Here is a 12,976-nt window from a genome sequence, read left to right on the forward strand (position 1 = left end):
CCTGCTCGATGAAGCCGAAGCCCTTTTCCGCGTTGAACCACTTCACGGTACCAGCAGCCATGTCATATCTCCTTTGGGGCAGTGCATCGGCGTCCGCACCACGCGGACGCCGTGTCGCCGCGATGATCACCCCGCCCGGAAATGACCGGAAGTACAAAAGTGCCCCCGACCGGCAGAAGCCCGGTGGGCGCACTTGAAGTTTTGGGAACCACAACTGCAACTGAGATCGACAGTAGCACGCCGGAGCGGCGAGTGCCCGTTGGATAATTCCACTCCGTTCTTCGTGAGAAGAACTCCCACTGCGCGATCCGCCAAAATCTGATCCCCCGGGCGCAGATATTGATTCACTCGGAGTGTGATGTCTCAGGAGGAGGTGCCAACGGCACCGGACTTCCCAGGAGCGCGACGACGTACGCGGCTTCCCGTAGGACGCCGCTCGGAAGGGGGCCGGCATCGTATCGACATGGTGAGGGGCCGAACCGACTGCGGCAACGATCCGCCTGCGGCGAAAGCAGCGGCCACTTCGAAGGACGCGGAACCCCGATCGCTTGGGCGATCAAGAGGCGAGGCTGGGCTTCACGGAAGCAGGACGCCGGGAGGCTGCCCGGCAGGCGCTCTGCCCGGGGACGGGTGTCCCGTTCGACACGCAGCCGGCCCAGCCACCCCGTGCTGGTCAGCGCCATCGGTGTCCGTCGCCGTCGGTGTCGCGCTGCCGATGTCCCCGCTCGCGGGACCACTCGGCTTCCGGTCCCTGCCGCTCGGATCCGTCCTCGCCCTGGCCCTGATGGTCGTGCTCTACCTGGTACTGATCGAGGGCGCCAGGCAAGTCTTCTACACCCGGGCCGACGCACAGGCCGCGCTTCCACCGGTACGCCACCGCACCCTCCGGCATCGCATCCAACGGCGTGCCGGCCGCTTCAGCCAGCCCGGACCGCTGCGGCCCCGGTGACACGCTGTCACCAGGGCCGTCAGGGGCACCACCCGCACCGAGACGATCACGTCACCCCGGGCAGCCCGGAACGGTCAACCGCTCAGTGATTCCTCGGCGTCCCGCCGCGTCGGCCAGTTGTCCCGCCGCTCCCGGGCCACCTCCGCACGGCTGCCGACCCGCTCCCCGGGCAGGGAGACCGACGGTACGAGGGCCGGTACGGGCATGGCGGGCTCCGGGATCACGGCCCCCGCAGAGAGCGCGGCGTGCCGCTCGCTGCGGCGCACCAGCCGTCCGTCGGACTCGCCGTCGCTGTCCCTGCTCTGGTGCTCGAAGAAGCGGAGCATCTCCACGGGGAACGGCATCACGAGGGTGCTGTTCTTCTCGGCGGAGACGTCCACCACGGTCTGCAGCAGCCGCAGTTGGAGTGCTCCGGGAGTGTCGGCCATCGTCGCGGCGGCGTCGGTCAGCCGCTGGGACGCCTGGAACTCTCCGTCGGCCGCGATGACCCGCGCGCGGCGTTCCCGCTCGGCTTCGGCCTGCTTGGACATGGAGCGCATCATGGACTCCGGAAGGGCGATGTCCTTGATCTCGACGCGCTCGATGCGCAGCCCCCAGGGCTCCTCGGTGGGGGCGTCCATCACCTTCTTGAGTTCCGCGTTGATGTGGTCACGGTCGGAGAGCAGCGTGTCCAGGTCAGCCCTCCCGATGACCGAGCGCAGCGACGTCTGGGCGATCTGGGAGACGGCGGCAGGGTAGTTGCGCACGTTCACCAGGGCCTTGACGGGGTCAATGACCTTGAAGTAGACGACCGCGTCGACGGTGAGCGTCACGTTGTCGGCGGTGATGGACCCCTGTGGCGGGATGCCGAGGACCTCGGTCTGCACGGACACCTTCCGCATCCGGTCCCCGATCGGCCGGATGACACGCAGGCCCGGCCCGCGGATGTCCGGCAGCAGCCGCCCGAAACGGAACACCACGCCCTTCTCGTACTGCTGGACGTTGCGCACGCTCAGGGCGAGCAGGACGAACCCGGCCACGGCGCACACCACCAGCACGGCGATCAGAACACCCATGGTTCTCACTTTCCTTACGTCGATGACGGTCCCGGACCCGAGCGGTCCGGGAAGCACATGGCGCGGGAGGACCCCGGCCTGTCGTCTGAGGTGCGGCCGGGGTCCCGGGCTGCTGCTGAGGCTCTGGTGTGTCGGCCCGGCTCAGCCGGGAGCACTCTGCGGTACGCCGGTCCGGGCTCCGTCGGCTGTGGCCCTGGTGGCCGCTGGAGTGCGCACGACCCTCACCTCGCCGTCGGCGGAGCGGAAACGGCCGGGATCTGCGGGCGCGCCGCGGGATCGCGGACTTCGTGGTCTTCCTCGGAGTCCCAGGCCGCCTGAACGGCCGATTCGGTCTCCGACATCGTGCGCAGGAACGCCGCCTCCGCCATCAACCGGTTCACGTGCGAGGTGCGCAGGCAGTCTCTGCCGGCGGCCATCAGCCAGAGGGCCGAGACCGGGGTCGGCTGCACCTGCCCACCGAAGGGCCTCGCAGTCGGGACGGCGGGCCGGTGCTCGCGGTTCAGCAGGCCCCCGGTGATCAGCCCCGACAGCGGATCGGGCACGGCCGTCGGCGAGGAACCCAGGGGAGCGCAAGAGATCCGGAGTGACGTAGAGCAGGGCGTACTTCCGAGGATAGGCGTGGGGGAAACGGTCGCAGTCATGACGCGAACCCTGCTCCGGGCCGACCGGAACCGGCCCGGCGTGATCAAATCGCCGAAAGTGACAGCGACTGGAAGCCGGTGCACGAAATACCCTCGGTAACACCAGCGTACTCCTCGACGGTCCGAGCGGACCCCCGTCCGGGTAGCGCGGCCGGTCCAGGGCCGGGCACGTGGAGCCTCCCCAGCCGGGTCCTGTGACAACACCCCCAGGCCCGTACCCAGAGTGCGGACCCGGGGGTGGTCCGAAGGCCACCGTCAACGGACTGCGACTTCCAAGCCCACTCTGTCCTGCACGACGGCGGCCATACTCTCCATAAGCCGCCCGGCCTCCGCGTCCGTGGCGGCGGGCGGCGCCACCAGCAGGTCCCACCGGCCGCGGCCGGGCGCCAGCAGTCAGACGGTGGACGGGGAGCGTACGAGGCTTGGGAGTACGAGGGCGGTACCTGCGTGACGCCCGCAGCGGTACCGGCAAAGGCCGGTGACGTCAGCCGCCTGATCATCGGCATGTGAGACAGCCGTCATGAACGCCTTCTTCACGACGGTCGGCCGCTGCACGTGAACGACGAAGAGAGCGACGGGGCCGTAGCCGCTACCCGTTGGGCGCTCCGAGGAGCTGGGCCGGCATGGTGGCGCCTTGTTCGTCGACGCCCGTGGCGGGGTGTCCTGCGTCACTGGCACACAGCCCGAAGTCCTGGGAGCTGTTTGGGAGCCGACTTCCGGAACCGGCTCCCAAGGCCCGTCTGCCGACGGGCGCGCAGGAGCGTGTGGTCAGAGCCAGTCCCAGTGCTTGAAAACGAAGTACAGCGTCAGAGAGACGACGACGATGACGGCGCTGGAAACGATGAAACCCGACTGGTGTGCGAAGCCGGGGTAGGGAAGGTTCTGTCCGTAGAAGCCGGTGATCGCCGTGGGCACGGCGATGATCGCGGCCCAGCTCGTCACCTTCTTCATGATCAGGTTCATCCGGTTCGCCTGCACGGACAAGTTGGTCTCCATGACCGAGGCCACCAGGTCGCGCAGCGACTCCGTCCACTCGCCGGCACGCAGCACGTGGTCGTACACATCTCGGTAGTACGGCAGCAAGGAATCATCGACGATGTCGAGGTCGGGGCGCATGAGGGCGTTGACGACCTCCCGCATGGGCAGGACCACGCGGCGAAGCCGGACCAGTGATTTCCGCAGGGCGTAGGACTGGCGCTGTACGGTCTGGATCTGCCGGCCGCCTTCGGCGAAGAGCAGAGCGTCCAGTTCCTCGATACGTTCGTCGAGTTGCCGTACCGCGGCGAAGTGCCCGTCGACGACATGGTCGAGCAGACCGTGGAGCAGAAAGGCCACCCCGTGCGCTGTCAGAGCCGGGGTGCGGTCCCAGCGGGCGACCAGCTCGTCGAGGGCGAACGCGGCGTCCTTGCGGACCGTGATCAGTGCTTGCGGCGTGAGGATGACCGCGAGCTCGCTCATCGTCAGTCTCGCACTGTCCGGGTCGACGGCGACCGCGTAGACGCTGAGGAAGTGATGGGTGCGGTAGGTGTCGAGTTTCGCCCGTTGCCCCTCGTGCAGCGCGTCCTCGAGGGCCAGCTCGTGGAGACCGAGTTCCTCGCCTACCGCCGTGAACTCGGCGCGGTCCGGGCGGTACAGGTCCAACCACACGGTCGCAGAAGGGTCCGCCAGATGCCGGGAGATGTCCCGGACCGGGAAGTCCTCCTCGACCAGGGAGCCGTCGCGGTACAGCCGGGTACGGGCCATGTCGCGCACCCTAACGGCACCGGCGGAGCTTCGGCGGACGCCACTACCGGGCATCCACTCCCACGGGCGGCACCGCCTCGATCCTTGAAGGGCACCGCCCGGCGCATACAGCCCTACGGGCGCCCGAAGCTCCAGAAGTCATTCTTCGGGCTCGTGGCGTTCCTCGCCGCTCCGAGGGCCCTCCACGGGGACCGTGTATGCCTGGTGGGTGCCGGTGTCGATGAGGATCTGTGCGGCCTCGGTGACGTTTGCGGCCCGGACAGCCCTGGCCATCGCGGCACGGGCGGCCTCGACTGTCGCGTGCGGCGGGACCACGAGAAGGGAGAAGTGGTCCTGGTCGCCCCGTGGGATCAGGACGGTGTCGTCCCCCACCGGAAAGGAGTCGATACGGACGACCTGGTCGCCGATCACCAGGCGCGTGGAAAGTTCATCCCAAGCGGTGGCGTCCAGACCGACGCGCGTGATGGGGCCGAGGTGCACGGTCAGCGCGTGGACGAGGCCGGGCAGCTCAGCACCGATGTCGCGGGAACGCGGCCACCACGCACCGTCGAGGTTGCCTTCCCGGGATCGTGTCGTCTCCAGCCGCAGGAGGACCGTCCCGGGTTCGCGGCCCGATGGATCGCGTCCGGCAGAAGACCGGGAGCGCGAGGGGTATCGGATTCGTTCATGGCGTGTCCGCCTGTCTGCGGGAAACGGTGTGAAATGCCTGCTCACGCGCACGTCCCGGGACCTCCGCAGCGGCGTAGAGTGAAAGCACCGGGAGTACTTCGCACACCGGCCGCCGTGTCGGTGTCGTTTTCGGCGAGCAACAACACCGGCCTTCGCGAGGAGGCTCGGGGACAGGTCCGCGTCATGACCGCGACCATCGAACCCACGATCATTCAAGAGCGCCTGCTGTCGGTGCCGGCCCGGCTGTCTCTGGCCCCGACCGGCTCCGCTCCAGGTCTCCTGGACGGTGCCTGGTGGCCCCGCTCCCGTGATCTTCTGCGCGAGATCCCCACTCTGACAGACGCGCTGGACTCGTGCTGGGGCCGGATCACCCACGTCACCGTGAACCCGACCCACTGGCCCGTCATCCCGCGCAAGGTCCCCGTCACGGGGCACACGGTGCGTGTCGGCTGGTTCGCCGCCGAGCAGGACCCGAACAAGGTGATCCTCCTTTCGTACACGGTGGGCCGCCTGGACCTGCTGGTGATCCCTCCGGAGACAGGCCCGGCCGCCGCCGCCCGGCTGATGGCAGCGGCAACCGTCCCGAGAGGTGTCCGCACCGCCAGCGGTCTGATGGCCGAGGAGGCCATCAGCCGTGACGCGACAGATGCTCAGAGCCGGGAAGAGGAATGGGAGACCGACGGCGGAGCCGCTTGGACGGCAGGAGCCGCGATCGGGATCTTCACCTCCGCCCTGAGGAGGTGAAGACGTGGAGACGGCCGTCACCGTCGCCGTGATCCTCTTCGTGATCATCGCGGGCATGTTCCTGATCCACCGGCTCAACGCGCAGCACGCCGAAAGGATCGGGGCGTTCCGCTACAGCGATGCCCTACCGGGAATCCGTCGGCGGACCCGTAGGAGCCCACGTGCCACCGTGCCGAACGGCCCTCCGGCCGACACCACACGCCGTGAGCACCGACAGGAGAGCCGCTGATGCCGCAGACCTGCTTCCAGCCACGGGGTGGTGTGGGGCGGCGGCCGTCACACCCACCGGCTCAGGGCTGCGGCTGGCCGCATGACGGCCATGTCCTGCCATATGACCGAAATGGGATCCTGGGCATACCCTGGTGAGTGGGCCGGTGCACTCTCACGTGCAACGACCCGGAAGGGCGGCCCCAGTGTGTATACGCCGGGGCCGTTGCGTCACCGCCACATGCCACGGAGAGAAGGTGGTGATCCACTCGGCCGATCTTCGCGAGTGACGAAGCTGAGACGAACGCCGACCGCAGTGCCGAGAGATGAGTCCGCCGTGCACGTTGACGGCGGACAACGTGTTGCCCGCAGCCGACGCCCGGAGGCTGACGGAGTGCGGTTTCTTCTGCTGCTCATCGTGGCGGTTGCGCTCAGCGTCATGGGGACGCTCGCCAGGGGTCGAGAACGGCGCGCCGGAGCACACCAAGACCGCGTCGAACACCACACACCAGGGCCGTCCCCGAACACGGAAACCCCCGCCGGAGCCGGCCGACGGGGGTCCCTCACCTCTCCCACTGCCCCTACGACGGGGGCATGACTCCGTGGCTCTCACCAGGTGGAAGACCTCCCGGGCAGCGTAGCGTTTGAGGCATCGGACGATTTCGCGTCGTGTCTCGCCCACCTTGATGCGGCGTTCGTAGTAGTCCCGAGTGTGCGGGTCTAACAACGCGCGCCCGGAATACATGAAATCCTCCCGGCGAGTGCAATCGCAAAGTAGGCGCACCTCGAAAGCGTCACAGGGACAGGCCGCATGAGACGCCGACCGCATCGTGCCCGACAGCGCAACCGATCTCACGACGAAGCCGCGCCGGAGCGCTTCGGTGCGGCTCGTCGTCTCACGGCTCCGCTCAGAGTCCCGTCAGGACGGACCCCGGCGGGGCCTCGCCGTATCACTCGCCTGTCACAGACGCCCCTATAACGTGGGGGCGCGAGAAACCGGTCTGACCAGGTTGAAGACCTCGCGGGCGGCATATCGTTTGAGGCATCGGATGATCTCACGCCTGGTCTTGCCTTCCTGAGTGCGGCGTTCGTAGTACGCCTGGGTGCGCGGTTCGTGGCGCAGCCGGGTGAACACGATGCGGTGCAGGGCGGCGTTGGCCTGGCGGTCGCCGCCGTGGTTGAGTCGGCGTGTGCTCCGACGGCCAGAGGAGTACTCGATGGGGCTCACTCCGCAAAGGGCAGCAAAGGACGCCTCGGTGTTCAGCCGCTCGGGGTTGTCTCCCATGGTGATCAGCAAGGTGACGGCACTGTCCGGGCCGATGCCCACCGGTACGAGTAGTTGTGGGGCGTGGTGTTCGAGGAGCTGGGTCAGGCGTTGGTTCAGCTGATCGATCTGCCCGGTGAGCTGTTCGATGCGCTCGGCGAGCATTCTCAGGGTCATGTGGGTGGCCTGGGCCACCGCGCTCTCGCCGTCCTCGCCGTCGCCTGGGCCGAGGCGTGCGCAGGTGCGGAACAGCTCGCGGTTGCCGAGGCTGGACAGTCGTTCCCGCAGGGCGGGCTCGGCGATGACCAGCACGGCCTTGAGCTGGTTGATCGCCTGGGTGCGGGCCTTGACCGCGGAGTCCTTGGCGAGTTTGAACATCCGGGCGCTGTGCACCGGGCCGTCGCCGGACTTGGCCCGGGCCCGGGCGCGGCCACTGACCACGGCCCGCGCGGCGGCCTGCGCATCGAGCGGGTCCGACTTCCCCAGCAGCCGGCGGGCCGAGCGGTCGGGCCGGCTCACCTCGTATACCTCGACCTGCTGAGCCAGCAGGTAGCGGGACAGGCCCGCTCCGAAGGTGCCGGTGCCCTCCACACCGGCGCGGCGCACCGTCCCCTGCTTGCGGGCCCAGACGAGCAGCCGACGGTAGCCGGCCGCCGTCGCCGGAAAGGACTCGGTGCCCAGTACCTTGCCCAGCGGGGAGACCACGGCGGCGACGTGAACCTCGCCGTGCGTGTCCACGCCCAGAACAACCTCGCCCCGATTGGGCGGATCGGTGCTGGAGGAGGTGCTGTGCTGTCTGGTTGTCATGGTGGTTGCCTGCCGCGTGGTGAAGTGCTGGGTGGATGGCACCGGCCCGCTCGGGCGGTCTGAACCGTGATGGCGCCTGAAAGACGGCAAGGCCCCTATTGGGACACGCCCTGTGGCTCGGTGACAGCAGGCACCATCCCGCAACGACAGTCGACAAGCCTGTGACTGGACACTGCGGTCATAGATCTCATGAGTCAGACCCCCGTCCGGGACGGCACGGCGCAACCGTCCCATCGATCCCGCCACAGCGGCGCGACTCGATCACCGCCGGATGGCTTCGAACGAACCGACGCTCAACCTGGCCTGGGCGGGCTGACAATGCGTTGACTATTCGTCCACTCGTGACCGGCATTGACGGGCAGGCGTGTGCCCCGTCTTACCGACTGTCCTTGGTCGATCACGGCACGAACGGCCTCGGAAGTCTGAGGCGGCCGAGGAGGAAGGGCCGACTGTGTCCGGGCCCGTGCTCGTGGCACCGGCCAGGGAGGCCGTCATGCACTACGGCCCCCGGCTCATGCCTTGATCATCAATGCTTCGGCCAGGCTGAGCCAGTCATCGCGGGCACGGCCCTCTGGCAGGAGGGCCGGCTGGACCGGCCCTCACGTCAGTCGGGTCCGCAGCCACCAGGCAGCCTTCCCGAGAGCGCCCGCGGTCACGGATGACTCGTACGGGCGGCTGAGGCTTGCCGGGTGTCCGCGCCGGAGCTGACGTGGCGCTGCGTGTGCTGGGGGCCGTGCCAGTCCAGGCACATCACGGTGGCATCGTCCTCCAGCCGGCCGCCTGCCGCGTCGAGAACTGCGGAGGTCAACATCAGCGCGGTCTCCCGCGGGTGCAGACCCCGGGTCCCCTCCAGCATGTCGGCAAGGTCGACCTTGTCTCCGTGATGTTCGAGCATGCCGTCGGTCAGCATGAGCAGACGGTCACCGGGGCGCAGATCGATGTCCTGGACGCGGTAGGGGTGGGGGACGCGCACGGACAGCCCGAAGGGATGGTCCACCTCGCAGGTGATCGTCTCGGTGATCCCGTCGCGCATGCGCAGGGGCCAGGGGTGGCCGGCGTTGACGAGCTGGGCCCGCCCGGTGTGGAGGTTGATGCGCAGCAGCTGCCCGGTGGCGTGGCCGCGGTTGTGGTCGGCCAGTGCCTGGTCGGCCAGGTGGGCCTGCTCCGCGAGACCGGCTCCTGCACGGCGGGCGCCGCGCAGGGCGCCCACCAGGACAGTGGCGGCCAGGGCGGCGTCGATGTCGTGGCCCATGGGATCGGTCACCGATATGTGCAGGGTGTCGCGGTCCAGGGCGTAGTCGAAGGTGTCGCCGCTGAGGGCCGCGGAGGGCTCCAGACTCCCGCACAAAGTGAACTGGGCGGCCTCGCACGAGAGCGACGCGGGCAGCAGCTGGTACTGGATCTCCGCTGCCAGGGTGGGAGGCCGGGAGCGTTTGCCCCAGGTGTACAGATCGGTGAAGCGCCCGTTGGCGATCACGACGTAGGCCAGCACGTGGGCGGCTTCCCCGACCGCTTCCAGGACGCCCTTGTCGGGGGCGGTCGGCAGGAGCAGTTCCAGCAGCCCGATGGCATCTCCGCGGTTGGTGACCGGCACGATCACCTGCTGCCCCTGGTCTGCCGCCTCCTGATACGGCCGCTGGGTCCGGATCACGGCCTCGTAGACGCTGCCGAAGAGAGGGATCCGCTCCGCTTCCCGCCCCTCCTCCACCGCCCCGGCTGTGGACAGCCGCGCCACTGCCTTCCCTGTCAGATCGACGATGAGGAACGACACCTTCGTGGCGCCGAAACGCCGCCGCAGCTCCTCTGCGAACACGTCGACGGCCTCCACCGGCGACGCCATCTCCGCAGCCGTCAGCAGCTCGGGATACCCACTGCGCCCACCACTCACGACCACGGTCCTTCCACCCCCTCCTACAGCGTGGAAGCCGCCGCGGTGAGCGTCAACCGCGGCCCATCACAGGCAGTGCTTGTTTCGGCAGCACCGCCGCGATCAGGCGGCGGGCTTGTGCCGGTATCGGCACCGAGGGAGACGGTGGGTGAGTAGGCACGCCGGGCTTTCGTCGCACGGCGGGAAGACGTCACCCGTTTGTGCTGAGGGGGCGGAAATGACACGCCGGCAGGCCACCGGCACTTCCGGCCCTCCTGGTCCTAGCGGCCAGCGGCTTCGAACGGTGCCTCGTCATGTCGCGCTGTGTCATGGACGGCAACGGACGGTGGACCGCTCAGCGGTCGTTGCCGCGGACCTCGGGGCAACGCGCCGCGGAGACGGCGGTGATCAACGTCCTCGAGACAGCCCGGTCTGCGGGATCGGATGGCTCAGCCTGTACGCGTTCTCCACCGAGAACTGGCGCCGCCCGAGCGCGGAGGTCTCCTTCCGCATGCAGCTGGTACGCCGCGTGGTACGCAAACACGCCCCACTACTGCACGCACGCAGCATCCGCTGCCGCTTCCTCGGCGTGACCGATCCCCGGGCGCCCACGGCACTGGCCCAGGATTTCGCCGATCTGACGACCTTGACCAGTGACAACCGGGGCATGACGCTGACCGTCGCGTTCGATCACGGCGGGAGGGACATCGTGGAGGCCGCCCGCTCGCTGATCCGCAGTGGCGCGCCGGCTGATGCTGTGGACGAGGAGAGCTTCGCCGCGCATCTGCCCTTTCCCGACACCCCCGACGTCGACCTGGTCATCAGGACCTCCGGGGAACAACGGATCTCCAACTTCATGCTCTGGCAGGTCGCCTACGCCGAGTGGGTGTTCCCCCCTGTGCTGTGGCCGGACTTCCGCGCACCGCAGTGGCTCGGTGGCAGCAGGCACATCCCGCAACGGCAGTCGACAAGCCGTGACTGGACACGTCGGTCATAGATCTCATGAGTCAGACCCCCGCCCGTCACAGCGAAGTCCGCAGCCGCGGCAGCCATCAACCCGGGTCATACAGCGGGAACCCGTGTTTCTCGGTGTAGTCCGCCAGGACCGGCGAGAGGTCGAGCACTCATCGCCCTCAGCGACGAACCGGGCCAGGTGGCCCTCGGGAGCGTCGGCGGCAGCAGCAGGACCTGATGTGGGTCGAACGCCCCGAACCGCTGACGGCTGGTGGATCACCTTACCGCGCCAGGTTCCGGGTCGCCGCGGCGTCGGGGTCGGTCAGGCTCTGATGCCTGGCCCAGCAGCGGGTTTGACGGGCCACCAGGTCCTCGCCGCAGGTCACGCGGATCTCCTCTGTGTCGGCGTGGACCGTCACGATGTGGCCGATCGCACGGGGATGGACGGAGTAGTCGTTGGTCCAGGACGTGGCGCCCATCTCCAGCACCGCGACGCTGCACCGCTCAAGTTCGAAGACCCGTAAAACGCCCTGATATCCGTAACCCCGAAACCGCCCGGCGGGCTGTATCCGGGAGTACCCTGAAAATTACCGAGGACCTTTCGCATAAGAGTTTCTAAGCTCCTGTCGTTCTCGGCGATTCACAACACCGGGCCGGTATACACCGGCCCGGAGACGGGTCCGCGTCATGACCGCGACCATTCTCCATACGTCGGCGGTCGAGAAGCGGACCTTCTCGCTGCCGCTGCGTCTCGCGCTCGCTTCAGGGGACACCCCTGGTGCTCTTCTGGACGGTGCCTGGTGGCCCCGCTCCCGCGACCTGGCGGCGGAACTTCCTGCGTTGACAGCAGTGCTGGATCCCCTTTGGGGACGCATCACGCGTGTCACGGTGAACCCGACCCTGTGGCCGGTCATCCCACGGAAGGTGCCCGTTGGTCGGCACGTGATGAGCGTCGGCTGGTTCAAGGCCGAGCAAGACCCTCACAAACTGTTGCTGCTCTCCTACACCGTCGGCCGCTGGGACCTGCTGGTGATTCCGCCGCAGACGGATCCTGCCATCGCATCCTGGCTAATGACCGCGGCTACCGGTCCGCTGCGCATCCACACAGCGAGTGATCTGCTGGAGAGGGCCGAACTCCAACGGATCGTGACAGAAGCCGACCAGGCACGAGAAGCGGTCTGGGACTCCGAGGGCGGCCACGGCGCCCGGGTGACCGCTCCAGCACGCTCAGCGTGACCCCCCGAAACGGCCCCGGTGAAACCGCCGGGGCCGTCCTTTCAGGCGCAACACGTGAGAGTGCGCAACCCACAATCCACGGTACACCGGCAGGTGGTTTCCGACGTGATTCCGTAGGCTGACGCGAAGCATGAGCGCATGTTGCTCGGACCGCAGGCACCGATGACCGGGGCCCGGCAGCCGGCAGAGCCCGGGCGCCGGCAGAGTGTTTGCTATTCGGCATTACCGCGCCACTGCCCCTGGACTCGGAACCAGAGTCCGGGAGCGTAGATCGATTCGACGACAGCGGCTTCGCCTTTGTTCACCCTGAGGATCCGCAATGCGCCGCTCGGAAGAAGGTCGTACTCGTACGTAGCGAGCGACTCACCTTCGGTGACGTCGTCGTAGGAGATATCTGCAGCCGCCAGCTCCGCGTATTCCTTGGGGGGCCGGTTCTCCACAAGCTTGATGAACACGCTCATACCTTGACGATAGATCCCTCGCGGTCTTCTCGCGTGACATGCCAGATCTCACCGCCAACGGCCGCGCTACCAGTCGCGCGGCATCGGCTCATTCCAGGGTGGCGAGGTGGTCGGCGGCGCTCCCGCGCCACTCGATCAGGAAGAGGGTCGCGTCGTCGCTGGTGATCCCTTCCCGCTCCCGGATCAGGGTGTGGGAGACAGAATGGGAGACAGAACGCACCACCGTCCGAACCCCTTCCTCGACGTGCTCGATGCGGTTGACCCAAGCGATGAGTTGCTCCTAGGCCGCGTTTTGAAAGTCGGTTCTGCTCCTCGTCCGGCATCGCGATGATCGCGGTGTGGGGCGAGGGGATCTTTCTGACGGGCAGTGGGCTGTGCT

13 protein-coding genes and 2 pseudogenes are annotated in these 12,976 nt (G+C 68.0%); 5 read left to right on the plus strand and 10 right to left on the minus strand.

Annotation, left to right across the window (positions count from 1 at the left end; all coding sequences use genetic code 11):
• Positions 1–130 (minus strand): cold-shock protein (locus tag IG05_RS49795; RefSeq protein WP_234336274.1); only part of this gene is annotated, 130 nt, incomplete at its 3' end.
• 555 nt (positions 131–685) lie between these two features.
• On the opposite strand from IG05_RS49795, the gene IG05_RS0140285 reads away from it, so the two are divergent.
• Positions 686–949, plus strand: a complete 264-nt coding sequence (locus IG05_RS0140285; protein WP_030349077.1) for a hypothetical protein — start codon at positions 686–688, stop codon at positions 947–949.
• A gap of 74 nt (positions 950–1,023) precedes the next feature.
• On the opposite strand, the gene IG05_RS0140290 is transcribed toward IG05_RS0140285, so the two are convergent.
• The 4 genes and pseudogenes from IG05_RS0140290 to IG05_RS43030 form a co-directional block, all read right to left on the minus strand.
• Positions 1,024–2,004 (minus strand): slipin family protein, encoded by a 981-nt coding sequence (locus tag IG05_RS0140290; RefSeq protein WP_078894876.1) that lies wholly within the window; start codon positions 2,002–2,004, stop codon positions 1,024–1,026.
• A 221-nt stretch (positions 2,005–2,225) separates the two neighbouring features.
• Positions 2,226–2,546, minus strand: a complete 321-nt coding sequence (locus tag IG05_RS0140295) for a hypothetical protein (RefSeq protein ID WP_030349079.1) — start codon at positions 2,544–2,546, stop codon at positions 2,226–2,228.
• 867 nt (positions 2,547–3,413) lie between these two features.
• Positions 3,414–4,388, minus strand: coding sequence for a magnesium transporter CorA family protein (locus tag IG05_RS0140305; RefSeq protein WP_030349080.1), 975 nt, complete (start codon positions 4,386–4,388; stop codon positions 3,414–3,416).
• Positions 4,389–4,526: 138 nt separating this feature from the next.
• Positions 4,527–5,056, minus strand: a pseudogene (locus IG05_RS43030) (DUF5994 family protein).
• A 184-nt stretch (positions 5,057–5,240) separates the two neighbouring features.
• On the opposite strand from IG05_RS43030, the gene IG05_RS0140315 reads away from it, so the two are divergent.
• On the plus strand, positions 5,241–5,801 hold the full coding sequence (locus tag IG05_RS0140315) for a DUF5994 family protein (protein ID WP_030349081.1): 561 nt from the start codon (positions 5,241–5,243) through the stop codon (positions 5,799–5,801).
• Between the two features lie 4 nt (positions 5,802–5,805).
• Complete coding sequence (locus IG05_RS0140320) at positions 5,806–6,030, plus strand: hypothetical protein (RefSeq protein WP_037815778.1); 225 nt, start codon at positions 5,806–5,808, stop codon at positions 6,028–6,030.
• 951 nt (positions 6,031–6,981) lie between these two features.
• Here the strand turns inward: IG05_RS0140320 and IG05_RS0140325 are convergent.
• Both IG05_RS0140325 and IG05_RS0140330 read right to left on the minus strand, forming a co-directional pair.
• Positions 6,982–8,079, minus strand: a complete 1,098-nt coding sequence (locus IG05_RS0140325; protein ID WP_030349083.1) for an IS110 family transposase — start codon at positions 8,077–8,079, stop codon at positions 6,982–6,984.
• Positions 8,080–8,731: 652 nt separating this feature from the next.
• Positions 8,732–9,919, minus strand: a complete 1,188-nt coding sequence (locus IG05_RS0140330; RefSeq protein ID WP_037815781.1) for a PP2C family protein-serine/threonine phosphatase — start codon at positions 9,917–9,919, stop codon at positions 8,732–8,734.
• 265 nt (positions 9,920–10,184) lie between these two features.
• Here IG05_RS0140330 and uppS point away from each other — a divergent pair.
• Positions 10,185–10,943, plus strand: a pseudogene (uppS, locus tag IG05_RS43035) (polyprenyl diphosphate synthase).
• A 238-nt stretch (positions 10,944–11,181) separates the two neighbouring features.
• Here the strand turns inward: uppS and IG05_RS0140340 are convergent.
• Positions 11,182–11,379 (minus strand): Mu transposase domain-containing protein, encoded by a 198-nt coding sequence (locus tag IG05_RS0140340; RefSeq protein WP_158839137.1) that lies wholly within the window; start codon positions 11,377–11,379, stop codon positions 11,182–11,184.
• A 208-nt stretch (positions 11,380–11,587) separates the two neighbouring features.
• Between IG05_RS0140340 and IG05_RS0140345 the strand changes: the two genes are divergently transcribed.
• Positions 11,588–12,136: a DUF5994 family protein gene (locus tag IG05_RS0140345; RefSeq protein WP_030349086.1), complete on the plus strand. Its 549-nt coding sequence runs from the start codon at positions 11,588–11,590 to the stop codon at positions 12,134–12,136.
• A gap of 212 nt (positions 12,137–12,348) precedes the next feature.
• On the opposite strand, the gene IG05_RS0140350 is transcribed toward IG05_RS0140345, so the two are convergent.
• Positions 12,349–12,597, minus strand: a complete 249-nt coding sequence (locus IG05_RS0140350) for a hypothetical protein (protein ID WP_030349087.1) — start codon at positions 12,595–12,597, stop codon at positions 12,349–12,351.
• Between the two features lie 88 nt (positions 12,598–12,685).
• Positions 12,686–12,817, minus strand: a complete 132-nt coding sequence (locus IG05_RS46305) for a hypothetical protein (protein WP_324605055.1) — start codon at positions 12,815–12,817, stop codon at positions 12,686–12,688.
• Between the last annotated feature and the right edge of the window lie 159 nt (positions 12,818–12,976).

This window comes from Streptomyces sp. NRRL S-1022, assembly GCF_000720135.1.
Lineage (GTDB): Bacteria > Actinomycetota > Actinomycetes > Streptomycetales > Streptomycetaceae > Streptomyces.

Coding starts and splice junctions, on each gene's coding strand:
- IG05_RS0140345 (WP_030349086.1), top strand. CDS start 11,588: ATGACCGCGACCATTCTCCATACGTCGGCGGTCGAGAAGCGGACCTTC.
- IG05_RS0140305 (WP_030349080.1), bottom strand. CDS start 4,388: ATGGCCCGTACCCGGCTGTACCGCGACGGCTCCCTGGTCGAGGAGGAC.
- IG05_RS0140325 (WP_030349083.1), bottom strand. CDS start 8,079: ATGACAACCAGACAGCACAGCACCTCCTCCAGCACCGATCCGCCCAAT.
- IG05_RS0140350 (WP_030349087.1), bottom strand. CDS start 12,597: ATGAGCGTGTTCATCAAGCTTGTGGAGAACCGGCCCCCCAAGGAATAC.
- IG05_RS0140330 (WP_037815781.1), bottom strand. CDS start 9,919: ATGGCGTCGCCGGTGGAGGCCGTCGACGTGTTCGCAGAGGAGCTGCGG.
- IG05_RS0140340 (WP_158839137.1), bottom strand. CDS start 11,379: ATGGGCGCCACGTCCTGGACCAACGACTACTCCGTCCATCCCCGTGCG.
- IG05_RS0140315 (WP_030349081.1), top strand. CDS start 5,241: ATGACCGCGACCATCGAACCCACGATCATTCAAGAGCGCCTGCTGTCG.
- IG05_RS0140290 (WP_078894876.1), bottom strand. CDS start 2,004: ATGGGTGTTCTGATCGCCGTGCTGGTGGTGTGCGCCGTGGCCGGGTTC.